This window comes from Streptomyces sp. NPDC058464, from assembly GCF_042721035.1.
GTDB lineage: Bacteria > Actinomycetota > Actinomycetes > Streptomycetales > Streptomycetaceae > Streptomyces.
In genome coordinates this window covers 242,770-268,093 of record NZ_JBHXMA010000008.1, presented here as the reverse complement: position 1 = coordinate 268,093, position 25,324 = coordinate 242,770, and the positions used below count along the sequence as shown (strand labels likewise).

At 70.7% G+C, this 25,324-nt stretch carries 26 protein-coding genes and 2 pseudogenes; 18 read left to right on the top strand and 10 right to left on the bottom strand.

Annotation, left to right across the window (positions count from 1 at the left end; translation table 11 throughout):
- The first annotated feature begins 36 nt into the window (after nucleotides 1-36).
- Nucleotides 37-222 carry a DUF6191 domain-containing protein gene (locus ACFWPQ_RS14280; RefSeq protein WP_384033169.1) on the top strand — a complete coding sequence of 62 codons (186 nt, stop codon included), beginning with the start codon at nucleotides 37-39 and terminating at the stop codon, nucleotides 220-222.
- Nucleotides 223-316: 94 nt separating this feature from the next.
- Nucleotides 317-1,519, top strand: coding sequence for an alpha/beta hydrolase family protein (locus ACFWPQ_RS14275; protein ID WP_384033166.1), 1,203 nt, complete (start codon nucleotides 317-319; stop codon nucleotides 1,517-1,519).
- Nucleotides 1,520-1,741: 222 nt separating this feature from the next.
- On the opposite strand, the gene ACFWPQ_RS14270 is transcribed toward ACFWPQ_RS14275, so the two are convergent.
- Genes ACFWPQ_RS14270 through ACFWPQ_RS14255 form a run of 4 tightly spaced genes read right to left on the bottom strand, consistent with a single transcriptional unit; the run spans nucleotide 1,742 to nucleotide 4,100 of the window.
- On the bottom strand, nucleotides 1,742-2,095 hold the full coding sequence (locus tag ACFWPQ_RS14270) for an ASCH domain-containing protein (protein WP_384033164.1): 354 nt from the start codon (nucleotides 2,093-2,095) through the stop codon (nucleotides 1,742-1,744).
- A complete protein-coding gene (locus ACFWPQ_RS14265; protein ID WP_384033161.1) occupies nucleotides 2,092-3,210 on the bottom strand; it encodes a hypothetical protein in 1,119 nt (372 codons plus the stop codon). Before ACFWPQ_RS14265 ends, ACFWPQ_RS14270 begins: the two co-directional genes overlap by 4 nt.
- 45 nt (nucleotides 3,211-3,255) lie before the next feature.
- The gene (locus ACFWPQ_RS14260; RefSeq protein WP_384033158.1) at nucleotides 3,256-3,651 is read right to left on the bottom strand and encodes a hypothetical protein; all 396 of its coding nucleotides are present in this window, start codon (nucleotides 3,649-3,651) and stop codon (nucleotides 3,256-3,258) included.
- Nucleotides 3,652-3,683: 32 nt separating this feature from the next.
- Entirely contained in the window at nucleotides 3,684-4,100 is a 417-nt protein-coding gene (locus ACFWPQ_RS14255) for a hypothetical protein (RefSeq protein ID WP_384033156.1), read from the bottom strand.
- A 119-nt stretch (nucleotides 4,101-4,219) separates the two neighbouring features.
- On the opposite strand from ACFWPQ_RS14255, the gene ACFWPQ_RS14250 reads away from it, so the two are divergent.
- The 5 genes and pseudogenes from ACFWPQ_RS14250 to ACFWPQ_RS14230 all read left to right on the top strand — a co-directional run.
- A complete protein-coding gene (locus ACFWPQ_RS14250; protein WP_384033153.1) occupies nucleotides 4,220-5,263 on the top strand; it encodes a helix-turn-helix domain-containing protein in 1,044 nt (347 codons plus the stop codon).
- Entirely contained in the window at nucleotides 5,260-5,949 is a 690-nt protein-coding gene (locus tag ACFWPQ_RS14245) for a YdcF family protein (protein WP_384033150.1), read from the top strand. Before ACFWPQ_RS14250 ends, ACFWPQ_RS14245 begins: the two co-directional genes overlap by 4 nt.
- 28 nt (nucleotides 5,950-5,977) lie before the next feature.
- Complete coding sequence (locus ACFWPQ_RS14240) at nucleotides 5,978-6,685, top strand: WbqC family protein (protein WP_384033239.1); 708 nt, start codon at nucleotides 5,978-5,980, stop codon at nucleotides 6,683-6,685.
- A pseudogene (locus ACFWPQ_RS14235) lies at nucleotides 6,682-6,912 on the top strand (flavoprotein); the annotation flags it as partial. The gene ACFWPQ_RS14240 and the pseudogene ACFWPQ_RS14235, both read left to right, overlap by 4 nt.
- Nucleotides 6,849-7,259, top strand: a pseudogene (locus ACFWPQ_RS14230) (tyrosine-type recombinase/integrase); the annotation flags it as partial. The pseudogenes ACFWPQ_RS14235 and ACFWPQ_RS14230, both read left to right, overlap by 64 nt.
- A gap of 65 nt (nucleotides 7,260-7,324) precedes the next feature.
- Here the strand turns inward: ACFWPQ_RS14230 and ACFWPQ_RS14225 are convergent.
- Nucleotides 7,325-8,008 (bottom strand): hypothetical protein, encoded by a 684-nt coding sequence (locus ACFWPQ_RS14225; RefSeq protein ID WP_361282587.1) that lies wholly within the window; start codon nucleotides 8,006-8,008, stop codon nucleotides 7,325-7,327.
- A gap of 302 nt (nucleotides 8,009-8,310) precedes the next feature.
- On the opposite strand from ACFWPQ_RS14225, the gene hemL reads away from it, so the two are divergent.
- The 10 genes from hemL (at nucleotide 8,311) to ACFWPQ_RS14175 (ending at nucleotide 18,004) form a co-directional block, all read left to right on the top strand.
- The gene (hemL, locus tag ACFWPQ_RS14220; RefSeq protein WP_384033147.1) at nucleotides 8,311-9,639 is read left to right on the top strand and encodes a glutamate-1-semialdehyde 2,1-aminomutase; all 1,329 of its coding nucleotides are present in this window, start codon (nucleotides 8,311-8,313) and stop codon (nucleotides 9,637-9,639) included.
- Nucleotides 9,636-10,319 (top strand): histidine phosphatase family protein, encoded by a 684-nt coding sequence (locus ACFWPQ_RS14215; RefSeq protein WP_384033144.1) that lies wholly within the window; start codon nucleotides 9,636-9,638, stop codon nucleotides 10,317-10,319. The genes hemL and ACFWPQ_RS14215 overlap by 4 nt, the downstream gene beginning before the upstream one ends.
- Before the next feature lie 125 nt (nucleotides 10,320-10,444).
- Nucleotides 10,445-11,698: a hypothetical protein gene (locus ACFWPQ_RS14210; protein WP_384033141.1), complete on the top strand. Its 1,254-nt coding sequence runs from the start codon at nucleotides 10,445-10,447 to the stop codon at nucleotides 11,696-11,698.
- Nucleotides 11,699-11,765: 67 nt separating this feature from the next.
- A complete protein-coding gene (locus ACFWPQ_RS14205; protein WP_384033138.1) occupies nucleotides 11,766-12,356 on the top strand; it encodes a TlpA family protein disulfide reductase in 591 nt (196 codons plus the stop codon).
- A gap of 1 nt (nucleotide 12,357) precedes the next feature.
- Entirely contained in the window at nucleotides 12,358-13,134 is a 777-nt protein-coding gene (locus ACFWPQ_RS14200; RefSeq protein ID WP_384033135.1) for a cytochrome c biogenesis CcdA family protein, read from the top strand.
- Nucleotides 13,135-13,137: 3 nt separating this feature from the next.
- On the top strand, nucleotides 13,138-14,850 hold the full coding sequence (locus tag ACFWPQ_RS14195) for a cytochrome c biogenesis protein ResB (RefSeq protein ID WP_384033132.1): 1,713 nt from the start codon (nucleotides 13,138-13,140) through the stop codon (nucleotides 14,848-14,850).
- Nucleotides 14,847-15,956 (top strand): c-type cytochrome biogenesis protein CcsB, encoded by a 1,110-nt coding sequence (ccsB, locus tag ACFWPQ_RS14190; RefSeq protein WP_384033129.1) that lies wholly within the window; start codon nucleotides 14,847-14,849, stop codon nucleotides 15,954-15,956. Before ACFWPQ_RS14195 ends, ccsB begins: the two co-directional genes overlap by 4 nt.
- A gap of 77 nt (nucleotides 15,957-16,033) precedes the next feature.
- Nucleotides 16,034-16,675: an RNA polymerase sigma factor gene (locus ACFWPQ_RS14185; protein ID WP_384033126.1), complete on the top strand. Its 642-nt coding sequence runs from the start codon at nucleotides 16,034-16,036 to the stop codon at nucleotides 16,673-16,675.
- The gene (locus tag ACFWPQ_RS14180) at nucleotides 16,672-17,568 is read left to right on the top strand and encodes a CU044_5270 family protein (RefSeq protein WP_384033123.1); all 897 of its coding nucleotides are present in this window, start codon (nucleotides 16,672-16,674) and stop codon (nucleotides 17,566-17,568) included. Before ACFWPQ_RS14185 ends, ACFWPQ_RS14180 begins: the two co-directional genes overlap by 4 nt.
- A gap of 37 nt (nucleotides 17,569-17,605) precedes the next feature.
- Nucleotides 17,606-18,004 carry a hypothetical protein gene (locus ACFWPQ_RS14175; protein WP_384033120.1) on the top strand — a complete coding sequence of 133 codons (399 nt, stop codon included), beginning with the start codon at nucleotides 17,606-17,608 and terminating at the stop codon, nucleotides 18,002-18,004.
- A 97-nt stretch (nucleotides 18,005-18,101) separates the two neighbouring features.
- Here ACFWPQ_RS14175 and ACFWPQ_RS14170 read toward each other — a convergent pair whose 3' ends face one another.
- The 4 genes from ACFWPQ_RS14170 to ACFWPQ_RS14155 form a co-directional block, all read right to left on the bottom strand.
- Nucleotides 18,102-19,649, bottom strand: coding sequence for a hypothetical protein (locus ACFWPQ_RS14170; protein WP_384033117.1), 1,548 nt, complete (start codon nucleotides 19,647-19,649; stop codon nucleotides 18,102-18,104).
- Nucleotides 19,650-19,674: 25 nt separating this feature from the next.
- A complete protein-coding gene (locus ACFWPQ_RS14165) occupies nucleotides 19,675-21,765 on the bottom strand; it encodes a hypothetical protein (RefSeq protein ID WP_384033114.1) in 2,091 nt (696 codons plus the stop codon).
- A gap of 94 nt (nucleotides 21,766-21,859) precedes the next feature.
- Nucleotides 21,860-22,831, bottom strand: coding sequence for an isopenicillin N synthase family dioxygenase (locus ACFWPQ_RS14160; protein ID WP_384033111.1), 972 nt, complete (start codon nucleotides 22,829-22,831; stop codon nucleotides 21,860-21,862).
- Nucleotides 22,824-23,273, bottom strand: coding sequence for a nucleoside deaminase (locus ACFWPQ_RS14155; protein ID WP_384033109.1), 450 nt, complete (start codon nucleotides 23,271-23,273; stop codon nucleotides 22,824-22,826). The genes ACFWPQ_RS14160 and ACFWPQ_RS14155 overlap by 8 nt, the downstream gene beginning before the upstream one ends.
- Before the next feature lie 111 nt (nucleotides 23,274-23,384).
- Between ACFWPQ_RS14155 and ACFWPQ_RS14150 the strand changes: the two genes are divergently transcribed.
- Nucleotides 23,385-24,725 carry a PucR family transcriptional regulator gene (locus tag ACFWPQ_RS14150; protein WP_384033106.1) on the top strand — a complete coding sequence of 447 codons (1,341 nt, stop codon included), beginning with the start codon at nucleotides 23,385-23,387 and terminating at the stop codon, nucleotides 24,723-24,725.
- A gap of 8 nt (nucleotides 24,726-24,733) precedes the next feature.
- On the opposite strand, the gene ACFWPQ_RS14145 is transcribed toward ACFWPQ_RS14150, so the two are convergent.
- Entirely contained in the window at nucleotides 24,734-25,306 is a 573-nt protein-coding gene (locus ACFWPQ_RS14145) for a hypothetical protein (RefSeq protein WP_384033103.1), read from the bottom strand.
- Nucleotides 25,307-25,324 lie beyond the last annotated feature (18 nt).

The following is a 25,324-nucleotide window of genomic DNA, read 5'->3' as shown; positions in this document are numbered from 1 at the left end:
TCGGGAATCTCGGCCCGATCAAGGCAGTGTCCTGCGGTGAACATCGTCGAAGAGGTCTTCCTTCCGAGCGCCCGCCACGTTCAGGAGGAGCGACAGCGCCTGGAGTGGATGCGCGACGACGAGGGCGAGGGCGACCCCTGCCGCGGGCCGATCGACCTCGACAGCGGCATCGTCCACATCAGGATCGGCCCGAAAGTAGCCGCCTCCGCGGAGCGACGTTGAGGACCGGACGCGAGGCCATGACGATGCCGCCCCACACCAGCGCCACGGGCCGCGAGCCCGGTTCCGACCAAGAAACCCAGACTCGGGAGGATTCATGACCGTCACGGCATCCAACAGCCAAAAATCAATGACGCGCCGTCGCATGCTCGGGGCAGCGCTGACCGCTGGAATCGGGACTGCCGTGCCGCTCGGCGTCGCATCCCGCGCGTGGGCGGCTCCGACCGCCTCCGGCCCGGCGCGACTCACCCTGCCTCCGCCCACCGGACCGCACCCGGTGGGCATGGTGCCGCTTCACCTCGTCGACACCTCACGTCCGGATCCCGTGGCCGGCCCGGGGCATCACCGCGAGTTGATGGCCAGTGTCTGGTACCCCGCCCGCAGGGCGGAGGACCTGCCGCGCGCCCCCTGGATGACCGAGGGCGCGTTGCGGGCGTTTCTGACAGACGCCGGCTTCCCCCTCGACCCCGCCCTCGGCCCGCTCACCGCCGGGCACGTGGGCGCCCCCGTGCACCGTACGGGCCACCGCCTGCCCGTCATCGTGTACTCGCACGGAGCTGGCAGCCACCGCAGCGACCACACCGTCATGGTCCAGGAATTCGCCAGCCACGGGTATGTGGTGGTCACCGTCGACCACACCTACGACACGTTCACCGAGTTCCCCGACGGCCGGGTGGTCACCCCGGGCGACGTCCCGATGTTCCCGAGGGACTTCGCCGCGGACCTCCGGTTCCTGCTCGACTGCGTGGAGGGGCTCGCCGCCGGCCGCAACCCCGACGTCGACGGCAAGCCACTGCCCCAGGGTTTGCTCGGCGCCCTCGACCCGCGGTGCATCGGCTCGTTCGGCTGGTCGAAGGGCGGCACCGCCACCGCGCTCACCATGCTCGCCGACCAGCGCGTCAGGGCCGGACTCAGTATCGACGGCCCGATGCAGCCGACCGTCACCGCCGACCTGGACCGGCCGTTCATGATGATGACCGCCGTGTTCACCCGGGCCGCCATGCCAGACGTCGCCGAGTTCTGGACGCACCTTCGAGGCTGGCGGCTCGACATCCAGGCCGACGGGGCCATCCACCAGTCATACGGCGACAACGCGACTCTCATCCCGCAAGCAGGCAAGATCCTCGGCATGACCGACCAGCAGATCCAGGACTGGATCGGCACCCTCGACCCGGCCCGGTCGGTACGGATCCAACAGGCATACCCGCTCGCCTTCTTCGACCTGCACCTGCGGCACCGTCGAGGGCATCTGCTCGACGGCCCGAGCGCGGCCTTCCCAGAGGTGAAGTTCCTTCCATGAAGCCGTGGACCGCGGCGCTCACGTCCCGCGCGGCGGTCCACGCGCCCCGGCCGCCGCGAAAAGCTGCGGTGGGAGCCTCTTCCTGTCCCGTCGAGTAGAACCCCGCCCGGACGTCTTCCCGGCAGTTTTCCCTGGTCAGGCGCTGACAGCACCAGCCTCGGCACGTGGGCGCGGGAACTAGTCCCAGACCCGTCCGCCAGGGGATGGGTAGGGCGTCAGGTGTCAGCTGATGAGCCCGATCCGGATGGCCAAGGCGCCGAGGGCTTCCTTCTCTGACGGATAGATGGCCCGGATGTTGGCGAGCTGCTCGTCGCGGCTGGCTGTGGGGTTCACGTTGGTAGGTCCCTCGCCGTCGAGCAGGGCCTCGAAGTCGGGGTACTCCGTGACCCGCTTGACCTTGACCTCGCAGGTCTCGTCGGTGCCCTTGATGCGGAACCGGATGCAGTCGCCGACGGCGAGGTCGGCGAGGTAGGGGTATTTGACCCGCACCTCGATGGTCTTGGTCCCTGCGGCGACGAGGGCGAAGTACTGGCGGTAGAGGTTGAGTTCGTGGATGCGGCCAGCGGCGTCGTTCATGGGGTGGGAATGCTCCTGGGTGCTGGTGCGGTGATCAGGCGGCCGATCTCGGCTGCGGAGTACGAGCGGAAGAAGTGTCGGGGGTCGGACAGCAGGGTGTCGGCAGTAGCCAGCAATTGGTCGGCGTATTCGGCGACGGTGCCAGGCCATTGCCGGGTGTCGAGCATCCAGTCGGCGGCGCCCTCGGGCAAGGGGGCGCCGCCTTCGCGGATGAGTGATTTGGACAGTTTCGCGCCCGTGTCGGTGACGATCTGGGGGCAGAACAGGTGGGCGGGGAGTTGGGCTCGGGTGAGTCCGACGGCTTGGAGGGCTTCGTCGACGAGGAGGGAGCCGAAGATCCAGTCGCCGCCCTTGACCATGACGTGCAGGGTGCCGTCGCCGTGGCTGGTCAGGGCCAGTTCCTTGACCAGGTTTCGGTACAGGGTGGCCAGGTCGAGGTAGGCGCCGGAGGTGGGCGTGATGGCGGCCCGGTAGGGGCCATGATGCAGGCAGACCGCACCGACGTCGGCGGTTTCTCGATCAGCGAGGTGGATGCGGGTGCGCTCGGCGTGTTTCTCGGCCCAGCCGCAGCCGGGGCGTGGGCAGGGGATCCGGAGGTGCGGCGTGCCGGTGGAGGGGGCGAGCCACCAGCGGGCGGCGTCGAGGCGGGGGAGCAGTCGTAGCCAGGTGCGGCGGAAGTGCTCGCCGGCCTGCTGCTGCGTGTAGGTCTCGACGCGGTGCGGGAGGCCCAGGCGTCGGGACAGAGCTGTGAAGAGAGGCTGGTAGAGGGCGTTGACGAGGGCGGTCACGGCTGGGTCGCCGAGGGCTTGGGCGTAGGCGCGTTGGTAGCGGTGGCCGTTGGTGGTGTCGGTGGCCAGTTCGTACGGGGCGTTGTCAAGGGCGCTGAAGAGGACCTCGGTGGGGATGCCGAAGCGGTCGCGCAGGCGGGCGGCCATTGCGAAGGCCAGGGACTGTACGAGCGAGGTGCCGATGTGCGGGGCGCCGTTGATCTGGGTGCCGACGACCAGCACGATCCGCTCCGGCGGAGTAGCCAGGATGCGTGGGGTCAGGACGTCCTCGGCGCGGAGAAGTGCGTTGGCGAGCACGGTGTTCGGTGAGACGAGGTGGGTCGTCACGGAGGTCCCCTTGAGGTTGGGGTAGAGGGGTGTGGGGCCCGGGTTCTAGAGGCAGGCGTCGGCGTGCGCTTCGTCGTTGGCCGAAGCGACGTAGGGGTGCTGGAGCGCGGCACGGAGGGCTTCCGTGTCGGTGAGGGTGTCGTCGTCAGGCAGCTCGCACCACCCGCCGAACCAGTCGTCGAGCAGCTCCAGGCCGGGCGCGACGAGCCAGGAGTTGGTGGAGAGGTGCCGTACCGGCAGATCGTCCCAGCTGGCTGCGGAGCCGGTCGGGACGGCGTAGTAGAGACGCCCGTTGGGCCTGTCGTAGAGCACGGGGCCGACGGAAGTACCAGTGCAGCGCAGGAAGGCCAGGGCCAGGAGGCCGATCTCGGCGGAGGTGCGCACGACGTCCCAGCCGTCGCCGACCTTCAGCAGCCGCAGCCCCGGCACGTCGTTCACCATGGGAGCTCTTCGCAACGCATCGCGCACGGACATCACGCATCCCCCTGCGGCCAGAAGCTGTGGCTCGCGCCGAGCGAAGAAGTGGATTCCGTGGTCGGCGTGAAGCGGCGGACCACGATCAGACGAGCGCCTGCTGCTGTTATCTGCCGCTTGCGCTCGGTGCCGAGGCCCTTCGGGCCGAGGTGGCTGAGAGCCGGAACCACGGCACCGTAGGCATCGGGGAGTTCGAGCGCGTCGAGCAGACCGACGAAGGCCGGGGACCGGATGATCACCGTGGAGTCGCGTTCGGTGAAGACACCGCACAGGGCCAGTTCGTGCCGTTCGCAGTACTCGGTGAGGCAGTCGACGAGCGCCGTGTGGCGGGGCAGCCCGCCGGTGACGTGGCGTAGGTAGCCGAAGACCTGGGGGAAGGCGACGGGGTGGCGTTCGGTGATGAGGTCGTCGTCCATGCCCATAGCGTCGGCCGTCGTGAACGGCCTCGAAATGACCTGCTGTTGTACTTCCGTTGCACTTCCCATCCCACGTCGTCACCGACAGTGCTTCTATACGTGACGGAGGGAGGTCATCCGTGGTCAGCGTGCAGCAATGGACAGGTCGGGAGGCGAGCGCCCTGCGCGCCGCGTTGCGTATGAGCACGCGCGCTTTCGCCGAGCACCTCGGTGTCGCGCTGCGCACGGTTGCGAAGTGGGAGAGCCTTGGCGCGGAGACACAGCCCCGACCGGACACCCAGGCCATCCTCGACACCGCACTCGCACGGGCGGATTCCGCCGCCCAAGCCCGCTTCGAGGCAATGCTGTTCCCTGAGCGGAAGAGCGCGCGGCCGGCGGACTACGAGACCTGGACCGAGGACATCGAGCGCGCTGTTGTCTGCATCAACCGTCAGGACTTCCCGTTCGCCTCAACCCTGTTGAACCGCTGGTTGGGCAGCCGTGCACCCCAGCAGCTGGACGACAAGGGTCTCTATTTGTACGGCCGTTCCCTCGTGCTCCTGGGCGACCTCCAGCGCGATCAGGGCGCGATCCTCGGCCCACTCTCCGCCCGCCACTCCTACCTGACCGCCCGCGGCATGTTCACCGAGCTCGACGTCCCACGCCGGGTGGCTCAGATCGAGCTGTCCCTGGCCGTCGTTCAGGAGATGTCGGGCGGGTTGGAATCCTCCGCTCGCCACTACGAACTCCTCGCCGGGGACCAGCGCCTGAGCCCGCGTGACCGTGCCAGGGCGCGGCTGTGGGTGGGTACGGCGCTGAGCAAGGAGGGCGACAACGAGTACGCCACCAACGCGATGACGGCCGCCACTCGTGCCTTCGAGGACCTGGGCGAGCCGGAGGACTGGTCGGTCGCCCACCAGAAGCTGGCCCTGGCCCATCGCGGTGCCGGCGACCTGAAGCAGGCACTGCACTACATCGACATCGCGCGCGCCACCGGCACGGTCGACTCCCCGATGCAGCGGGTGCGGCTGGACACCGCGTACGGGCACATCCTTCTGTCGGATGCGGCGACCCGGAATGATGGGCTGTCCGTCCTCGACCAGGCGGCACAGGTGGCCCGGCAGTACGGGCTGAGCCACCAGCTGCGCAGTATTGAGGGCATCCGAAAGGGCCAGCAAGGATGAGCCAGGGAGTGCCAGTGCCGGAGCACCAGCAGCGCCAGATCACCGACGAGCAGTTCCACGACGCGACGCTGATCTGGAATTACCACCAGATGGGCCACGAGCTGCGGCCCTGCTCGGCGGCGATCGGCCTGGGCAGCCACGACCTCGGGGTCGCGACTACTGCGGTCGACCTTTATCGCGCTGACCTTTTCCCGGTCGTGGTCTTCAGCGGCGGCAACAGCCCCACCACCCGCGCTCGCTTCCCACGCGGCGAGGCCGTCCACTACCGCGAGCACGCGCTGAGCCTGGGGGTGCCGGACGAGGCGATCATCGTGGAGTCGAAGGCCGCAAACACCGGCCAGAACATCACCTTCTCCCGCGAGCTGCTGGCCGAGGCCGGGGTGGAAGTGCAGTCGCTGCTGCTGATCTCCAAGCCGTACATGGAACGCCGCTCGTATGCGACCTGCCGCAAGCTTTGGCCCGAGGCTGAGGTTGTGTGCGCCTCCGAGCCGCTGGAGTTGGAGGACTACATCAAGTCCATCGGCGACGAGAGGCTCGTCGTCGACATGCTCGTCGGGGACCTGCAACGGGTGATCGAGTACCCGAAGCTCGGCTTCGCCGTCGAGCAGGACGTACCGGGGGATGTGTATGACGCTTACGAGCGCCTCCTGGGCGCCGGCTTCGACAGCCGCCTCATCAGCACCTGAGCCGCCCAGCGCCGATGCGTTGGACGGGCTGTGCACGATCCACCAACCGAACCTGTTTCCCCGGCTGTCCACGCTGGCGAAGCTGTTCTGCGCCGACCTGTGGATCGTCCTGGACGACGTGCAGTTCGCCCGGCGCGACTACCAGCACCGCGCCCGTCTCGCCGCCCTGGACGATCCATCCCGACAGCAGTGGCTCACGCTCCCGACGCACCTTCCCCACGGGCGCCCGACGCTGATCAGCCAGGCACGGCTTGTTGATCCGCGTCGCTCGCGCCGGACGGTCCAGCTTCTCGTCCGCCAGTACTACGGCCGCAGTCCCTACTGGGGCGCTGTGTCCGAGGTGCTGGCCGCGCTCGACGAGTCGGACCGTGTGGCCGACCTGGCGAGGACATCGACGATCGCCCTGCTCAGCGCTCTCGGCTGGTCGGGCAAGGTGCGGGACAGCAGCGGGATCCGGACCCGGCAAGGCCGCTCCGAGCGCCTTGCCGACCTCGCGGCAGCCACCGGCAGCACCCACTATCTGTGCGGCACCGGTGGTCTGCGTTACCTCGACGCTGGTCCTTTCGACGCCCACGGCATTCCCGTGCTGCCCTTCCACACCCCTGTGGACAACCCGCTCTGGCGGTGGGCACGTCGATCCAGCAGCCTGTGGGCCCTGAGCAAGATCGGGCCCGATGCGCTGGCCGATCAGCTGGCCGCCCAACGAGAAGCCCACCATCCTGGAGCCCACGCGTGACAGAGCCCACCGCCAAGGAACCGGCCAAGAAGCCCTTCCTGTACGTCGTCGTCTGCGCGTGCGGCATCGCCGGTGACGTCGGCAAGCTGATCACCGCCGCGCAGGAACGGAACTGGGGCGTCGGAGTCGTCGCCACCCCGCAGGGCCTCGGCTTCCTTGACACCGAGCCTACAACTGCAGTGTCTTCAACATGGGCGACTGGAAGCGTGCCCTGGCCGCCGCCGGCGTGATCCCTCCCCGCGAGCGGGGCGCGCGCTACCTCCAGGCGGCCCCGGAAGACGGCATGCACGCCCTCCGGCACGCCTACGCCTCCGTACTCCTGGACGCGGGGGAGAGCATCAAGGCGCTCTCCGAATACCTCGGCCACTCGGACCCGGGATTCACGCTGCGGACGTACGCACACCTGCTGCCGTCCAGCGAGACCCGCACCCGCAAGGCGATCGACGACGACTTCACGGAAAAGGAAACGGAGGCGGAGGTCGAGGCGGAAGACAACGGCGACCCACCCGCCGCCCAGGGCACATCAGCACCCCCAGCGAAACCAATGTGCCCTCAATGTGCCCTGGCCGCCTGACGGCCCCCCCGGCACCAAAAAGGGCGAGGCCCGAAGACCCCGCCCGAAACCACCGAAATCCTAGGTCAGGGCCACACCAAGCAGTACGGCTGATGCCCCGCCTCATGCAGCCGGTGGCTGAAGTCCTGCCACTCGTGCAGCAGCTGGTACACGTTGAACGCGTCCCTCGGGCCGCCCCGGTCCGGGACCGTCGACCAGATGAAGGCCGCCGCGCCGACCGCTTCCTCGCCGATGCCGCGCAGGGGGTCGACCACCGTCATGGGGAGCTTGACCACCGCGTAGTCGGGGTGCAGTACCACCAGCTCCAGCGGCGGCACCTTGTGCAGAGGCACGCCTTCGATGCCCGTCAGCACCATCGCGGCCATCGTCTCCGGCTTGATCTTGGTGAACATGCCGTTCATGCCGAGCTCGTCGCCGCCGAGTTCCTCGGGGCGCATCGAGATCGGGACCCGGGCCGCGGTCGCGCCGTCCGGTGCGCCGAAGTATTTGTACGTCACCCCCACCCGACCACCATTCCTGCTCCCGGTCTGCAGACGGTCGATCCGCCGCTCGCTCCGCTGGTCCCGATCCCTCTGATCGCGGTCCCGCTGATCGATACGTCGGTCGCGCCGCTCCGACTCACTCGGTACGCCTTGTTCGTGACGTGCTGCTTCGGCCGATTCCTCCGCGTCGCGCCGGTGCTTTCCCCGTTGGGCACGTCGAGGACCCAGGTCATCGGTCCCCTCACCCAGTCCGCCACCGCGATGCATATCTCCACCCGACTGCTTTTCTAGGACGCGTGGCCCCCGCCGCGCAACCCGATCATCGTGTCAGTGACCTCCCCCACGGCCGCCCGCCGAAACGTGCGTCGAAACATCAGTCCGCAGGATCTTTACAGCCTCCGGCCGCCTGCGTGCCGGATGAGCTGGGTGTATCGGGTCACAGTCTCGCAGATGCCCCGGGCGCTGTGCGGGGACCGCCGTCCTCCGCTGCGAGAGGACCGCCGTCCTCGGCCTACCCTGAGGAGGTCACCAAGCATCCGGAGTCCGAGAAGTCGGAGAAGTCGCACGTCATGAGTGCCCAGAGCGAAACGCCCTATCCCTACGACGCGCCCGTCTCACAGGCGCTCTTCGACCGCGCCTCCGTCGTCACGCCCGGCGGCGTGAACTCCCCGGTGCGCGCCTTCCGCGCCGTCGGCGGCACCCCCCGTTTCATGGTCTCCGGCAAGGGGCCCTACCTCACGGACGCCGACGGGCGCGAGTACGTCGACCTTGTGTGCTCCTGGGGGCCGATGATCCTCGGGCACTCCCACCCCGAGGTCATCGCCGCCGTCCAGGAGGCCGTCTCCCGCGGTACCTCCTTCGGTACGCCCGGTGAGGGCGAGGTCGCCCTCGCGGAGGAGATGGTCGCCCGGATCGAGCCGCTGGAGCAGGTCCGGCTGGTCAGCAGCGGGACCGAGGCCACGATGAGCGCCATCCGGCTCGCCCGCGGGTTCACCCGGCGCACCAAGGTGATCAAGTTCGCCGGGTGTTACCACGGGCACGTCGACAGCCTCCTGGCCGCCGCCGGGTCCGGCGTGGCCACCTTCGCGCTGCCGGACACCCCCGGTGTCACCGGTGCGCAGGCCGGCGACACGATCGTGCTGCCGTACAACGACCTGGAGGCGGTGCAGGAGGCCTTCCACCGGCACCCGGGGGAGATCGCCTGCGTGATCACCGAGGCGTCGCCGGGCAACATGGGCGTCGTGCCGCCCGCGCCCGGGTTCAACCAGGGCGTCAGGGACACCTGTCACAAGAACGGCGCCCTGTACGTCTCCGACGAGGTCATGACCGGGTTCCGGACGAGTCGGGCCGGGTGGTTCGGGATCGACGGCGTCGTGCCCGACCTGATGACCTTCGGGAAGGTCATGGGGGGCGGCTTCCCGGCCGCGGCCTTCGGTGGCCGCGAGGACGTCATGGCGCACCTCGCCCCGGCCGGGCCCGTCTACCAGGCCGGCACCCTCTCCGGGAACCCCGTCGCCACCGCCGCCGGTCTCGCCCAGCTGCGGCTGCTCGACGACGCGGCCTACGACAAGGTCAACGCCGTGTCGGAGCAGATCCAGGGGCTGGTCGGTGAGGCGCTGAACAAGGAGGGCGTCGCGCACCAGGTGCAGACCGCCTCCAACATGTTCTCCGTCTTCTTCACCAACCGCCCGGTGCGGAACTACGAGGACGCGCGGGGCCAGGAGTCGTTCCGGTTCACCGCCTTCTTCCACTCCCTCCTCGCCGACGGCGTCTACCTGCCGCCGTCGTCCTTCGAGTCCTGGTTCGTCTCCACGGCCCACGACGAGCGTGCCGTCCAGAAGATCGCCGACGCCCTCCCGGCGGCGGCCCGAGCGGCCGCGGAGGCCAAGGCAGCATGAGTGAGCAGCAGGACATCACCGTCGTCCACGTCATGCGGCACGGGGAGGTGGCCAACCCCGACGGGGTCCTGTACGGCAGACTCCCCGGCTACCACCTCTCCGAGCTCGGCCGGCAGATGGCCGACCGGGTCGCCGAGCACCTCGCCGGCCGGGACGTCACCCACGTCGCCGCCTCCCCGCTGGAGCGCGCGCAGGAGACCGCGACCCCGATCGCCAAGGCGCACGGGCTCGACCTCGGCACCGACGAGCGGCTCATCGAGGCCGAGAACATCTTCCAGGGCAAGACCTTCGGGGTCGGCGACGGGGCGCTGAAGAACCCGGCCAACTGGAAGTACCTCGTCAACCCGTTCCGGCCGTCCTGGGGCGAGCCGTACGTCGACCAGGTGGTGCGGATGCGGGGCGCCCTGGACGCGGCCAGGGACCAGGCGCGGGGGCACGAGGCGGTGCTGGTCAGCCACCAGCTGCCGATCTGGATCCTGCGGTCGTACATCGAGCGGCGCCGGCTCTGGCACGACCCGCGCAAGCGGCAGTGCACCCTCGCCTCGCTGACGACTTTCACGTACGAGGGCGACAGGATCGTTTCCGTCGGGTACAGCGAGCCCGCCATCGACCTGGTCCCGGCCCATCTGCGCGCCGGCGCCAAGCCGGTGAAGGGGAAGGACAAGGCCTTCGGGGCGTGAACTCCGTGCCGCCGAACATGGTTTCATTAAATTAGTCTGAAAATATGCGGTTCCTTTCGGAACCTCCCTGTTCGTCCCGCCCTCTGAGTGGGTGACCACCAGAGGACGTGACGAATCGGGGCACCATGCGTACCTTCACCCGAAGGGGAATACTCGGCGTCGGCGCGGGCGCCGCGGCCGGACTCGGCCTCGCCGGCTGCGGTACGCACACATCGTCGGACGGTGCGAACCACGCCGGCGGTTCCGGCAGGCAGCCCTCGAAGAAGCCGACCGCGACCGCCCACCCCCTCGGCGACGGCTCCACCTCCCGCACCGGCAAGCAGCCCCACCAGCCCGCCGCCCCCGAGCCGCTGGAGCCCGGCCGGATCCCGCCGCAGTTCGTGATCTTCTCCTGGGACGGCGCCGGCGAGGTCGGCACCGGCCTCTTCCCGCGCTTCCTGGATCTCGCCAAGGAGCACGGCGCGTCCATGACCTTCTTCCTCTCGGGGCTGTACCTGCTCCCCGAGTCGAAGAAGCGGCTCTACGACCCCCCGAACAACCCCCGCGGCGCCTCCGACATCGGCTACCTCACCGACGAGCACATCAGGGCGACTCTCACCAACGTCCGCCGCGCCTGGCTCGAAGGGCACGAGATAGGCACCCACTTCAACGGGCACTTCTGCGGCGGCTACGGCACCGTCGGCAACTGGACGCCCAAGCAGTGGCGGAGCGAGATAGACCAGGCCAAGGCGTTCGTGAAGCAGTGGCGGACCAACTCCGGCTGGACCGACCTGCCCCCGCTCCCCTTCGACTACGACAAGGAGCTGGTCGGCGGCCGTACCCCCTGCCTGCTCGGCCAGAACAACCTGCTGCCCACCGCCCGCGAGCTCGGCTGGCGCTACGACGCCTCCTCGCCCGGCGGCCGCCAGGTCTGGCCGGAGAAGAAGCTGGGCGTCTGGGACCTGCCGCTGCAGCAGATACCGTTCCCGGGCCGCTCCTTCGAGGTCCTCTCCATGGACTACAACATGCTCGCCAACCAGTCGGTCAACTCGACCAAGGCCCCCGCGTACAACTACCCGGGCTGGCGGACCCAGTCGGCCCAGGCGTACATATCCGGATTCCAGCGGGCGTACACGACGAACCGGGCGCCCTTCTTCATAGGCAACCACTTCGAGCAGTGGAACGGCGGTATCTACATGGACGCCGTCGAGCAGGCCTTCAAGCACATCGCCCGGGAGAAGGAGAAGGGTGCCGACGTGCGCCTCGTCTCCTTCCGGCAGTTCGCGGACTGGCTGGACGTGCAGAAGCCGGAGGTCCTGGCGAAGTTGCGCACGCTGGACGTGGGACAGCGGCCCGCCGGTGGCTGGAAGACCTTCCTCAAGCAGGGGGCGGCGGCCTGAAAAGGGGCGAATCCCGGACCGAGGGGGGTGCGCAAGATCCTCAGAACGGGCATGCGAAACTTTTCACATGAGTACCCGTAGCCGCGCCCTCCTGCTCGGCGCCATGGCCGCCACGGCGGTCCTGACCCTGTCCGCGTGCGGCAACGGCGGCACCTCCGGCGGAGGCGGCAACACCAACTTCGTCACCGGCAAGGACGGCATCGACACGGTCGCCGAGGGCCACCGCGCGGCGGCCCCCGACCTGTCCGGGAAGACCATCGACGGCAGCACCCTGAACGTCGCCGACTACAAGGGCAAGGTCGTCGTCATCAACGTCTGGGGCTCCTGGTGCAGCCCCTGCCGGGCCGAGGCGCCCTACTTCGCCTCCGTCTCCAAGGAGTACGCGACCAAGGGCGTCCAGTTCGTCGGCATCAACACCCGCGACACCAGCACCGGTTCCGCGGTCGCCTTCGAGAAGCAGAACGGCATCGACTACCCGAGCCTGTACGACCCGACGGGCAAGCTGATGCTCCGCTTCAAGAAGGGCACGCTCAACCCGCAGGCCATCCCCTCCACCCTGGTACTCGACCGGCAGGGGAAGATCGCGGCGCGCTCGCTGGCGGCGCTCAGCGAGGAGAACCTGCTGAAGATGCTCAAGCCGGTCGTCGCGGAGAAGTGACGTGAGCGCACTCCTGACGCTCGCGGGCGCGACCGACGGACCGAACACGACGGTCATGAACGGCGCGCTGCTGCTCGCGCTGCCGATCGCGCTGCTCGGCGGCCTCGTCTCCTTCTTCTCCCCGTGCGTGCTGCCGCTGGTGCCCGGTTACCTCTCCTACGTCACGGGGGTCGCCGGCACGGACCTCGCCGAGGCCCGGCGCGGCCGGATGGCCACCGGCGCCGCGCTCTTCGTGCTCGGCTTCACGGTCGTGTTCGTGTCGAGCGGCGCCTTGTTCGGCTACTTCGGCCAGGACCTCCAGGAGCAGTCCGGCACTCTCAACAAGGTCCTCGGCGTCCTGATGATCGCCATGGGACTGTTCTTCATGGGCCTCATGCCCTGGTTCACCCAGCGCGAGTTCCGCTTCCACAAGCGGCCGGTGGCAGGTCTGGTAGGGGCACCCCTGCTGGGCGCGCTCTTCGGGATCGGCTGGACCCCGTGCATCGGCCCGACGCTCGCCGCCGTACTGAGCCTCTCCTCCCAGCAGGGCAGCGCAGGCCGCGGTGCCATACTGACCGTCGCCTACTGCCTGGGCCTCGGTGTGCCCTTCGTGCTCACAGCGATCGCCTTCCGCAAGGCGCTCGGCGCCTTCGGCTGGGTCAAGCGTCATTACGTATGGGTGATGCGGATCGGCGGCACGATGATGATCGTGACCGGTCTGCTGCTGCTGACGGGCACCTGGGACCGTCTCGTGCAGGACATGCAGTCCTGGTCCGCCGGCTTCACTGTGGGGATCTGATCGATGAGCAAGACCGAAACCGAGAACACCGAGCCGGACCTCGGCGCGGCGGGCTCCCAGCTCTCCACCGCCCCCGCCGAACCCCCGGTCGCCCCGGGTCTCGGGGTCGTCGGCTGGGCCCGCTGGTTCTGGCGGCAGCTCACCTCGATGCGGGTCGCGCTGCTGCTGCTCCTGCTGCTGTCGCTGGGCGCGATCCCCGGCTCGCTGATCCCGCAGAGCGGCGCCGACATCTCCAAGGTCGACGACTTCCGCAAGGCCCACAAGACGCTGTCGCCGGTCTACGACAAGCTCGGCCTGTTCCACGTCTACAGCTCGGTGTGGTTCTCGGCGATCTACATCCTGCTCTTCGTCTCGCTCGTCGGCTGCATCATCCCGCGCGCCTGGCAGTTCGTGGGCCAGCTGCGCGGCCGCCCGCCGGGCGCCCCGAAGCGGCTGGACCGGCTCCCGGCGTACACGACCTGGCGGACCACGGCGGAGCCGGAGGAGGTCCGTGCGGCGGCGCTGAAGCTGCTGAAGAAGCGGCACTTCCGCGCCCACCTCGCCGGGGACGCGGTCGCCGCCGAGAAGGGCTACGTCCGCGAGTTCGGCAACCTGGTCTTCCACATCGCGCTGATCGTGCTGCTGATCGCCTTCGCCTCCGGCCAGATGTACAAGTCGGACGGCACCAAGCTGGTCGTCGAGGGCGACGGGTTCGCCAACTCGATCCTCCAGTACGACGACTTCAAGTCCGGCTCCATGTTCAGCACCGACGACCTGGTGCCGTTCAGTTTCGACCTGAAGAACTTCCACGCCACCTACCAGACCAGCGGCCCCAGCAAGGGCACGGCGGTCTCCTTCGCCGCGGACGTCGACTACAGCGTGGGCGCCTACGGCAAGCCGAAGCGGACCACCATCAAGGTGAACGAGCCGCTGCACATCGACGACGCCAAGGTCTACCTCGTCAGCCACGGCTACGCGCCCGTCATCACGGTCCGCGACAGCAAGGGCAAGGTCGTCTACCACGACGCCGTCCCGCTGCTCCCGCTCGACAGCAACGTCACCTCCCAGGGCGTGGTGAAGGTGATGGACGGCTACCAGAACGCCAAGGGCGTCAGCGAACAGCTCGGCATCTCGCTGTTCTTCCTGCCGACCTACGCCGGCGGTTCCTCGGTCCTCTCCTCCTTCCCGGCGCTGGACAACCCGGTGCTGAACCTGACGCCGTACCACGGCGACCTCGGCGTCAACTCGGGCATCCCGCAGAGCGTGTACCAGCTCGACAAGACCCACATGAAGGAGTTCAAGGACTCCAAGGGAGCGCAGTTCCGGGACAACCTCAAGCCCGGCCAGACCATGCAGCTGCCGAACGGCGCCGGTTCCGTGACGTTCGAGAAGGACGTCAAGGAGTGGGCCGGCTTCGAGATCGTCCAGGAGCCCGGCAGCGGCTGGGCGCTGGGCGGTGCCCTCTCCGCGATCTTCGGCCTCGCCGCCTCGCTGTTCATCCAGCGCCGCCGGGTGTGGGTGCGCGCGGTGCCGGGCCCCGACGGCGTCACGGTGGTCGAGATGGCCGGACTGGGCCGCAGCGAGTCCGCGAAGGTGCCGGAGGAACTCGGCGACCTCGCGGGCATCCTCTACGACCAGGCGTCGGGGGCTCCCGATCCCGACGACACCACTGACGACGACCCCGCAGAATCCCCCGACCCCGAAGTCGTACCTGCCGAAGGGGCTGAGAAGCGATGACTTCCGCCGCCGCAACCGCGCTCGACGCAACGACCCTCGCCGCGACCAACGAGCATCTGGCGAGCATGAGCAACACGCTCGTCTACTCCTCGATGGCCGTCTACACGCTGGCCTTCTTCGCCTACATCTTCGAGTGGCTGCTCGGCAGCCGCAGCCGGGTGGCGCGCACCGCCAACGCGCTCACCACCAAGACGGAGACGAAGAAGGCGCCCGCCGTCACGGTCAAGAAGGCCGGCGGCACCGCCGTACTGGAGCGCCCGCAGGTCGTGGTCCGCTCCGCGGCGGGCTCCCGGGACGTGCCGGACGGGCCCGGCGCCCACGGCGGCGACGAGCAGGGCGACCTCTACGGCCGGATCGCGATCTCCCTCACGGTCCTCGCCTTCCTCGTGGAGCTGGCGGGCGTGGTCACCCGCGCGGCCTCCGTGCAGCGGGCGCCGTGGGGCAACATGTACGAGTTCAACATCACGTTCTCCACGGTCGCGGTCGCCGTCTACCTGACCCTCCTCGCCCTGAAGAAGAACGTCCGCTGGCTCGGCCTCTTCCTGATCACCACGGTCCTGCTCGACCTCGGCCTCGCGGTCACCGTCCTCTACACGGCGAGCGAGCCGCTGGTCCCGGCCCTGCACTCGTACTGGCTGTACATCCACGTCTCGACGGCGATCTTCTGCGGCGCGGTCTTCTACGTCGGCGCGGTGGCCACGATCCTCTACCTCTTCAAGGACGCGTACGAGAGCAAGCTGGAGAACGGCGGCAAGCCCGGCAACTTCGCCACCTCGGTCCTGGAGCGCCTGCCCGCCTCGGCCTCGCTCGACAAGTTCGCCTACCGCGTCAACGCGGCCGTCTTCCCCCTGTGGACCTTCACGATCATCGCGGGCGCGATCTGGGCGGGCAGCGCCTGGGGCCGCTACTGGAACTGGGACCCCAAGGAGACCTGGTCCTTCATCACCTGGGTCGCCTACGCCTGCTACCTGCACGCCCGCGCCACCGCCGGCTGGAAGGGCCGCAAGGCCGCCTACCTGGCGATGATCGCCTTCGGCTGCTGGCTCTTCAACTACTACGGCGTCAACATCTTCGTCACCGGCAAGCACTCCTACGCGGGCGTGTAACTCCCGCACCGACAAGGCCGGTTCCCGTGACCCAGGTCACGGGAACCGGCCTTCGTCGTACGGACAGGTGGGAGGACGTGGACACACATCTGCGAAGACGCGTCCGCGCCGGAGACCACGACGCCTTCGCCGCCCTCTTCGACGCCTACGCGCGCTCGGTCTACAACCACGCCTACCGGCTGACGGGGCAGTGGACGACCGCCGAGGAGGTCGTCTCGCTGACGTTCCTGGAGGCCTGGCGGCTGCGCGCGAACCTCGACGAGGACGGCGGCTCACCGCGCCCCTGGCTGCTGGGCATCGCCACCAACGTCACCCTCCCCCACTCTCGGCTTCGCTCGAGCGGGGGGACCCCCATCCAGCGCCGCGCCGCCCGCAGACACACGGCCGCGCTGTCCCGGCTGCCCCGCGAGGAACCGGTACGGGACTTCGCCGACGAGGTGGCCGGACGCGTCGACGACACGGCTCAACTGGCCCTCGTGCGCGCGGCACTGGCGAAGCTGCGCCGGTCCGAGCGGGAGGTGCTGGCGCTGTGCGTGTGGGCGGGCCTGGACTACGCGGCGGCGGCCGAAGCACTCGGCGTGCCCGTGGGCACAGTCCGCTCCCGCCTCTCCCGCGCCCGCGCAAAACTCGCGAAACATATGGAACCCCCTCGTATCCCCGGACAGATGAGAGGTGACCGCACCGACGCGGTCGGGCCTCTGAAGGAGGGAACCCGATGAACCAGCTGCACGAACACGACCTCCCGCCGGCCCGTCACCGACTCCTCAAGGAGCATCTGATGACCGAGATCCGACGGGAAGAACGCCGGCGGACGCGTGGGTGGCTGCGGCCCGCGCTGATCGGCGCGGCCGTGGCGGCCGCCGCCGCGGTCGCCGTCACCCTGGCCGTGCCGTCCGGGGGCGCGGCACAGCCGAAGACCTCCCAGGAGGCCACGGCCCTGCTGGGCCACATCGCGCTGGCCGCCGAGCACGAGAAGGCACCGGCCGGCATCCGCGACGACCAGTTCGTGTACATCAAGAGCCGGACCGCCTTCACGGTCTCCGAGAACAACGGGCCCGCGAAGCTCCAGCCCGTCCACGACCGGGAGGTCTGGCAGTCCGTGGACGGCACCCGGGAGGGCCTGCTGGAGGAGAACACGCCGGACAACGAGCACGCCTCGCTCGGCACGAAGGGGAAGAAGGTGGGGGAGCGGTCCACCTACTACCGGGACCTGGCCAAGCTGCCGACCGGCACCGAGGCGATGCACGACTGGCTGTACCGGGTCAGCGCCGACGAGGTCGACGCCGAACGCCCGGACCGGAACGACGCGGCGTTCATGCTCTTCGCCGATCTGATCCAGGAGTCCCTGATGCCGCCGAAGGTGAGCGCGGCGCTCTACCGGGCGGCCGCGACGATCCCGGGCGTCGACGCGGTTCGCGACGTCAAGGACCTGACCGGCAGGGAGGGCGTCGCGATCACCCGCACCACCGCCGAGGAGAAGGTCCAGTTGATCTTCGACGAGAAGACGTACGCGTTCCTCGGGGAGCGGCTGTACGACCTGCACGGCACGTCGATGGGCGGCACGTCGGTCATCGTGCGGGCCGTCGTCGACAAGGCGGGGGAGCGCCCGTAGGGGTGCGGATCCCGGAGGCCGGGGTCAGGCTGGAGTCATGACCGGTTCCATAGAACAGGGCACCAGTCAGACCCACGGGAGAACGCACATCCTCCACTTCCTGGTCCGGCTCCCGGGGCGGACGGACCGGGTCTGGCCCAGCCTGTCCACTCCGGAGGGCCTGGCCGCCTGGTTCACCCCGGTCGACGTCCTGCAACCGAGACTGGGCGGCACGGTCACCCTCGGTGACCTGGGCACGGGCAGGGTGACCGCCTGGGACGTCGACCGGATCGCGGAGTACACGGTGGAGGGCGGCGGCAGGATCCGCTTCCACCTGGAACGCGACGGCGACACGGGCAGCACCCTGCGCTTCACCCACGAGTTCAAGGGCGAGGGCGAGACGGAACCGGGCTGGCGGGCCAGATTCGAGCGTCTGATCGACTCCCTGAACTCTTGAGGCGCCTCGGCTGAGGCGCCCCGAAAGGGGCGCGGGGCTGTACCGATATGCGGCTCCGCCGCGTGGGCGCGACCAGCCCCCACGCACCCGCACCCGCCTACGACGGCGGCAGACACTCCCCACTCGGCGGCTTCCCCTCCGGCCACGCAATACGAACGAACCGCGACCCGCCTTCCGGCCGCAGCTCCACCATCGGTACCGCCTTGTCGTACGGATTCCCGTGGGCGTCCAGGCAGATCCACCCGCTCGCCCCGTCCACCCGCAGCGACCCCTTCACCTGCGGCCACTGCAACCCCACGTCGGCCAGCGTCGGCACCCGCTTCCCCTCCGGTACCGCCTCCCGGATCCCGTGCACCGCGAGTCGCATCGCGTCGTAGGCGATGATCAGCTGCCCGTCCTCCAGGGCGACCGGCCCGATCGGCCCCACCGGCGCCTTCTCCGCGCTCGTCAGCAGCCCGGTCAGCGTCGCCATGTCCGCCGCCGAACCGCCCGTCTTCGGGCTGCCCTCGCCCCACGCGTCCGGATGGGCGAGGGCGGTGTAGCGGACGGCGAGGTTGTGCCGCAGGGCGCTGCGGTCCAGCTTCTTCTCGCCGGTCAGGTACGACCCCTCGTCCCCGGTCAGCACGGTGAACCTCCGGTCCTGGCAGCCCCGTCCGCCCAGCGCGTTGATGAACTGCCGCAGCTGGGTGTGGCGGCCGGCGAAGAGGATCGTGTCCGTCGTCCGCGAGGTGTCGCAGACCAGGTTGGTGATCTGCCGGAAGGTGTTCGCGGTCGTCCCCTCCTGGGTGCGGTCGGCCGGCGGCGTGAACGGCTGCGGCTCGTACGGCGAGCCCTTGATCAGCGCCGCGAACGACGTCTGGAGCGTCCGGGTGTACGGGTCGCCCGGCTTGTCGTAGACGAGCAGCGCCCGGCCCGCGGTCACCTTCGCGAAGGAGGCCAGGGCGCGCGCCTCGTCGGTGTTGGTGGGGGAGACCCGGGCCAGGCCGGGGTAGGGGTCCTTGCCGCCCTGCCCGTTGGCGAGGTCGTCGGCGGTGATCGACGACCCCACCACCGGAATGCCCAGCCGGGTCAGCTCCTTGACGGCCTTCTTGTTGTTGTCGGTGCTCTGCCCGACCCCGGCGACCGCCCGCAGCCGGTCCGTGCCACCGGTCATGCCCGCCAGCTGCGTGACCATCCGCTGCCAGTACTGGCTGGTCGCACCGGGGTTGGCCAGCACCAGCCGGATCACCGGGGACTGGCCGTTGGAGTCGTGGTTGGCCTGGTACTGGGCGAGGTAGGCGCCCTGGAGCTCGTGCTGGATGTCGGCGAGGCTCGCCGCCGCCGTCGCGGTGTACGGCAGCATCACCGCGACCGTGACATAACTCCCGGGCTTCAGGCGGGCGTTCTCGCGGGCGATCGCCTCGACGGTGGCCCGCAGCTGCGGGTGCCCGAAGTCGAACGCGGTCGTCGCCACGCCCACGCACTCGTCGCTGCCCTCGGGCCGGGCCACTCCCGGCGCGCAGGACCGGTCGTCGTGGAGGACCACGCGTACCCCGACGACCAGGCCGGCCAGCACCGCGGCCGTGACCAGCAGGGCGAGATAGCGGCGCAGCGGAATCTCCCAGACGCCCTCACGCAACCACGTGCCCACGCCCCGGCCCGCCATCACGCCACCCCGCCCCGCCGTACCATCACGCCACCCCGCTCCGCTCGTCGTCACCCTCGTCGTCCTCCCCGTCCTCCGCCGGCGGGCGTCCCGCCAGCGCGGCCGCCGGCCAGTCCCGGGAGGCCCGCCACAGCAGCGCGTTGCCGGCCGGCCGCAGGTTGGACAGCTGCTCCAGCTCGAAGCGCAGCCGGTCGCCCACCTTCGGGTCGGGCAGCACCAGCGGATCGGTCAGCAGCCACACCGCGTGCAGCAACCGCCGTATCCGCAGGTGCAGTACGGCGTCCACGCCGTCCGGTACGCGCTGCTGCGCGTCCGTGCGGCCGAGTGCCACCGCCGCCCGCCGGTCGCCCTGGCCGGTGAAGTCGCGGCCCTCGGCGTCATGGGCGTGGAAGTAGGGCGCGGCGGCGATGAACCGCAGGGTGTGCAGCCAGGTACGGGTGTCCAGGGCCGGGAAGCCGTCGCGCAGGTGGGCGACCGCCGGTCCGGCCTGTCCCAGGGCGAGTTGGTGGTGCAGCCGGAAGCGGGCCTGCCCGTCCGGCCGGTCCTCGGTGTAGTACGCGACCATCGTCTCGTGGGCGGTGCGCCAGCCGCTGTGGTCGGCGTCCCGCAGGTGCAGCCGGAGCAGCAGCAGGGTCCGCAGGAAGGGGTCCCCGACGAACTGGCCGGGCACGGCGGGCAGCCCCTCCCGGGCGAGCCGGTTCTGCAGGGCCCGTACGTCGGCCGGGCCGAAGTCGTCCGGGAGCAGCGCGGCGGCCAGCGCGCACGCCGAGTCGTGGTCGTGGGCGGCGGCGAGGACGGTCAGCTCGTCGAGGCGGTCGGCGGGCACCAGCCGGTCGAGGAGCTGGAGGTAGGCCGGGGCGGCGGGGCCGTCCTCGACCGGCCGCACGTCGGCGGTCAGCAGGGCGCCCAGCGATCCCGTCCGCCCCGGATTCTGCGCCGCGGCCTCGGCGAGCAGGGCGATGCCCAGCGGGTTGCCGCCGGTCAGCCGGTGCACGGCGTGCGGGAGCTGGGGCGCGGCCGGGGCGGCGACCAGGTGCAGGGTGTCGTCGGGGGCCAGCGGCGGGAGCGCGACCAGCAGCGCCCGCGAGGAGGGTACGGCCGGGTCCGGCGTCCACTCGCTGCGCCGGGCGACCCCGGCCAGCTCCCGCCGTACCCCGCCGCGCAGCAGCGCCCGGCCGTCGCCGCGCAGTCCGGCGACGAACGCCACCTGGTCGGCGATGCCCTCGGCCCGGTCCCTGAGCACCGCCTCCACCAGGCCGGGCCCCGGCCCTGCCTGCACGTTGTCGACCAGCACCAGCGGCCGCCCGAGCCGCTGCATCCGCGGCAGCACCCCCGCGTACGCCTCGGTCAGGTCGGCGAGCAGGGCCCGGACCAGATACCGCTCGGCGTGCTCGCGGGAGGTGCCGCCCGCCCGGAAGTGCCCGGAGAGCAGGATCAGGCCGCGCTGGGCGTTCCCGCCCGCGTTGGGGTAGGTCCGGTACCAGATCGACGCCTTCTGGTGGCGGCGGCTGGCGAAGCCCTCGGCGACCGACTCCAGGGTGGCCTCGATGGCGCCGGAGACCAGCGGCCCGGTCCCGGTCGCGGCGGCGACGACCTTCGCCGCCACCTTCCCGGCCCACCGCCCCGCGAACCCGCTGATCCACGAGCCGCTCTCGTTCAGCAGCAGGATCCGCTCCACCTCGCGCCGGATCCGCTCCGAGTCCGCGTCGCCCCAGCCGCCGGCGGCCACCGCGACCAGGCCCGACATCAGCCGCGGGAAGGTGATCCGCCCGGCGCCGGTGACCGGTTCGGCGAGCTGCTCGGCGACGACCAGCAGCGCCTGCGCGACCGGCGACCAGGACGCGGCGGGCCGCTCCGGCGGCGGCGCCGCGAACTGCTCGTCCGCACAGTCGACGAGCGCGACCGGGGTGTGCCCCTTGTAGGCGTCCCGCAACTCGGCGAGCACCGCACTCTTGCCGAGCCCCCGGGCCCCGGTCAGCACGACGAACGGCAGCTCACCCGGGTGTTCGAGGGGGAGGGCACGATGCTGGTACGGCCGTAACCCGACGATCCTCGGCACGAGCCCGGCCGGCTCGACGTCGAACAGCGCCCCGCGCCCGTGCAGCCGTCTGTGCAAGGCAGTCCCCCCTCAACACGAGTGTAGGAAGGGGGAGTTGCTTCGGGCCAGATCGCATGATGACTGTTGGGTCACGAATCCTGACTCTGTGGGATCAGCCGACGGTGATGGAGTCCAGCTTCGCCCGCAGGTAGACGTGCGAGTCGACCGGCGGGTACGCCACCCTGCCGACCGGCGCCGGCACGGACTCGACGGTGGTGCCAGGGGTGCACTCGCCGAAGTAGACGAGCGACATCAGCTCCTCGGCGGGCGCGTCCGTGGGCGGCGGCAGCACCCGGTGCCGCCCCGACCGCCACCGGTCGCCGGTCCAACGGGCCATCAGGTCACCGATGTTGATGGTGAACGCGGCGGGGTCGTACGGCGCGTCCTCCCAGCCGCCCTCGTCCGTGTACACCTGGAGCCCACCCTTGCCGGCCTGCCGGTCCAGGATGGTCACCGTCCCGAAGTCGGTGTGCGGCCCGATCCGGAACTGCCCCGGCGCGGGCTCGCCGAGCACCTCGGTCCCCGGGTACCAGTTGATGTTGAAGCCGTACGTCGGATGGTCCATGTGCCGGGAGAAGAAGTCCTGTTCGAGCCCGAGCGCGTACCCGAGGAGGGACAGCAGCTCCTTCTCCAGCTCGCCCATCCGGTCCAGGTACTCCTCGCAGAGCGTCCGTAGCTCCGGCACCTCCGCCGGCCACACGTTGGGCGCGTACCACTCGGCGTTGACCACCGGGTCCTCGAACGGCTCGTGGGTCGCGAAGGTCAGCGACTCCTTCAGGTCGGGCGGGGTCTCGGTGCCCTCCGAGTACCCGTTGGCCTCGGCGCCGGGCCCCAGCCAGCCGCGCCCGCCGACCTTCACCTCGTACGCCCGCTTCACCTCGTCGGACAGCGCGAAGAACCGGCGCGCGGCCTCCCGCACCCCGTTGCGGAGCTCCGGGTCGACCCCGTGCCCGGTGACGAGCAGGAAGCCGGCGGTCTGCAGGGCGGAGTCGACGGTCCGGGCGATGTCCTCGCGGGCCGTCGGGTCACCCTCCAGCCAGGGACGCAGATCGATGGTGGGGATGCGGGGCCGGAGCTCATTCACCGATGTCCTCATTCCACAGAGCCGGGTTGTCGTTGATGAAGTCGCGCATCATGGCGACGCACTCCTCGTCGTCCAGCAGGACGATCTCCACACCGTGTTCGGCGAGCCAGTCGTGGCCGCCGTGGAAGGTGGCCGCCTGGCCGATCACGACGCGGGAGATGCCGAACTGGCGGACCAGGCCGGAGCAGTACCAGCACGGTGACAGGGTGGTCACCATGGTGGTGCCGCGGTAGGTGCGCTGGCGGCCGGCCGCGCGGAAGGCGGCCGTCTCCGCGTGCATGGAGGGGTCGTCGTCCTGGACGCGCCGGTTGTGGCCGCGGCCGAGCAGGGCGCCGTCGGCACCGTAGAGGGCGGCGCCGATCGGGATGCCCCCCTCGGCGAGCCCGGCGCGGGCCTCGGCGACGGCGGTGGCGAGCCAGGAACGGGCTTGCGGTTGATCCATGACGTCACTCTCCCGTGGCCGAAACACGAGGGCAACGTGCGGAAAGTACCCTCCGGGCAACCCCCGGCCGGACGAAATGTCAGCGGCCGTGCCCGTCCCCTGGAGGTCACCGTGCCCGCACTCACCCTCCGCGAAGTCCTGGCCCTCGACCCCGTGCGGGCGGCCCGCCCCGAACTGCTCGCCGGGGAGGGCGCCCTCGACCGCCCCGTGCGCTGGGTGCACTCCAGCGAGGTCTACGAGGGCGCCAACTTCCTCGACGGCGGCGAACTGCTCCTCACCAACGGCTTCGGGCTGACCGACGCCGGCGACGAGGTCCGCCGCCGGTACGTGCGGGAGCTGGCGGCGCGCGGTGCGGCCGGGCTCGCCGTGGAGGTCGGGCGGGCCCTGCCCAGCATGCCGCCCGAGGTGACCGACGAGGCCTGCCGCCTCGACCTGCCGCTGCTCGCCCTGCACCGGGTGGTGCCCTTCGTCCGGATCGCCGAGGCCGCCAACCGGGCGATCGTGGCCCGGGGCCTGTCCGGCCGCCGTACGGTCGTCCGGGCCTGGGGCGACGACCACGCGGCGGCGCTGCTCGCCGACCTCGCCGACGCACAGGCCCTCAACCAGCCCGAGGTGGAGGCCCGGGCCGCCCTCGCCGGGTTCCACCCCGGCCCCGGCGCCCGGCTCCTCGGCGTCTCGCTGCACGGCAGCCGGGGCGTGGGCGCGGTGGACCGGGCGGCACGGGTGCTGGGCGGGGCCGGGGCGCTGCGGGCCGCGTTCCCGGGGGACGTGCTGGCGCTGCTCGCGGTGCCGGCCGCGGTCGCCGGCGACCCGGTGCGGGCCGTGCAGGAGGCTTTCCGGGGTGCCGCCGAGCCGGGGGCCACGGTCGCCGTCGGACACGCGGTCGGCCCCGGCGGCTGGCTGCACTGGAGCGAGACGCTGCGGGCGGCCCGGACCACCCTGGAACTCGCGCTGACCGTGCCGCCCGCCGAACCGGCGCCGCCCGAGGGCCCGTCGGTGACCTCGGCCCGCGCCCTCGCCCTGGAGCGGGAGCTGACCCGGGGCGGGGTCGCCGCCAACCGCGACCGCCTCGCCGCCCTCGTCCAGCACACCCTCGGCCCGCTGCTGGCCTGGGAGGCGGCCCACGCCAGCGACCTGGTCCGCACCCTGGAGGTGCACCTGCGGCACGGCTGCTCACCGACCCGCACGGCCGCCCTCCTGCACATCGGCCGCCAGTCCCTCTACCAGCGCCTGGAGCGCATCGAGTCCCTCCTCGGCCTGGAGATCGACGACCCCGACCTGCTCGGCGAACTCCTGACGGCGACCTGCGCGCACCGGGTGGTGCGAGGGACGCGCCCTGAAGGGGCACGGGACCCTGTCCGATATGCGGCTACCGCCGCGTGCGCGCGAGCAACCACGACGGCGCGGCAGTCGGCAGACGACATGTCGCGGCGCTTCCAGCGGAGCGCTTAGCGGAGCGCCTAGCCGCGGGTCCGTGCCCGGTCGCGGAACCAGGCGGCCGTTCCCACCAGCAGGGCCACGGCCAGCCCGTACAGCGGCAGCCACAGGGTGGTCGTGGCGGCCAGGCACTCGGCGACGGCCTTGCGGGCCTGGGTCTGCTGGGCGTACGCCAGGGCGGCGCCGTCGGTGCCGGCCAGGTCTCCCAGGGCGGCCTTCACCTGGAGGGCCTGGTACCGGCCCGTCAGTTCGCAGTCGTCGCGGGTGCCGGGCATCGGGAACAGCCAGGCCTGCCGTTGCAGCAGGGGGGCCAGGGCGATCGCCACGCACAGGCCGACGACCAGCGCGTACGCGACCAGGCCGCGCAGGTAGGGCGAGCGGAGGCCCGGCGTCCAGGCCGCCCGGCGCTGGAAGGCGGCCAGCACCGCGAGCAGCGTCACCCCGATGAAGGTGGCGAACCACTCCCACGAACCCTGGGCCAGCGCGAACGTCAGCACCGCGGCGAGCCCGATGCCGATGACCCCGGGGGCGGGAACGGCGTCGCCCGCCGTGACGGCGGCCGGCCTCGGGGTCACTCGGGGGCGGGGACCGGTCACGGGCCTCTCCTGCGAGGG

What these genes read in the sequence shown, in the direction of transcription:
- ACFWPQ_RS14275 (WP_384033166.1), top strand. Translation starts at nt 317, where the DNA reads ATGACCGTCACGGCATCCAACAGCCAAAAATCAATGACGCGCCGTCGC.
- ACFWPQ_RS14270 (WP_384033164.1), bottom strand. Translation starts at nt 2,095, where the DNA reads ATGAACGACGCCGCTGGCCGCATCCACGAACTCAACCTCTACCGCCAG.
- ACFWPQ_RS14260 (WP_384033158.1), bottom strand. Translation starts at nt 3,651, where the DNA reads ATGGTGAACGACGTGCCGGGGCTGCGGCTGCTGAAGGTCGGCGACGGC.
- ACFWPQ_RS14255 (WP_384033156.1), bottom strand. Translation starts at nt 4,100, where the DNA reads ATGGACGACGACCTCATCACCGAACGCCACCCCGTCGCCTTCCCCCAG.
- ACFWPQ_RS14245 (WP_384033150.1), top strand. Translation starts at nt 5,260, where the DNA reads ATGAGCCAGGGAGTGCCAGTGCCGGAGCACCAGCAGCGCCAGATCACC.
- ACFWPQ_RS14225 (WP_361282587.1), bottom strand. Translation starts at nt 8,008, where the DNA reads ATGCATCGCGGTGGCGGACTGGGTGAGGGGACCGATGACCTGGGTCCT.
- hemL (WP_384033147.1), top strand. Translation starts at nt 8,311, where the DNA reads ATGAGTGCCCAGAGCGAAACGCCCTATCCCTACGACGCGCCCGTCTCA.
- ACFWPQ_RS14215 (WP_384033144.1), top strand. Translation starts at nt 9,636, where the DNA reads ATGAGTGAGCAGCAGGACATCACCGTCGTCCACGTCATGCGGCACGGG.
- ACFWPQ_RS14210 (WP_384033141.1), top strand. Translation starts at nt 10,445, where the DNA reads ATGCGTACCTTCACCCGAAGGGGAATACTCGGCGTCGGCGCGGGCGCC.
- ACFWPQ_RS14205 (WP_384033138.1), top strand. Translation starts at nt 11,766, where the DNA reads ATGAGTACCCGTAGCCGCGCCCTCCTGCTCGGCGCCATGGCCGCCACG.
- ACFWPQ_RS14195 (WP_384033132.1), top strand. Translation starts at nt 13,138, where the DNA reads ATGAGCAAGACCGAAACCGAGAACACCGAGCCGGACCTCGGCGCGGCG.
- ccsB (WP_384033129.1), top strand. Translation starts at nt 14,847, where the DNA reads ATGACTTCCGCCGCCGCAACCGCGCTCGACGCAACGACCCTCGCCGCG.
- ACFWPQ_RS14180 (WP_384033123.1), top strand. Translation starts at nt 16,672, where the DNA reads ATGAACCAGCTGCACGAACACGACCTCCCGCCGGCCCGTCACCGACTC.
- ACFWPQ_RS14175 (WP_384033120.1), top strand. Translation starts at nt 17,606, where the DNA reads ATGACCGGTTCCATAGAACAGGGCACCAGTCAGACCCACGGGAGAACG.
- ACFWPQ_RS14170 (WP_384033117.1), bottom strand. Translation starts at nt 19,649, where the DNA reads ATGGCGGGCCGGGGCGTGGGCACGTGGTTGCGTGAGGGCGTCTGGGAG.
- ACFWPQ_RS14155 (WP_384033109.1), bottom strand. Translation starts at nt 23,273, where the DNA reads ATGGATCAACCGCAAGCCCGTTCCTGGCTCGCCACCGCCGTCGCCGAG.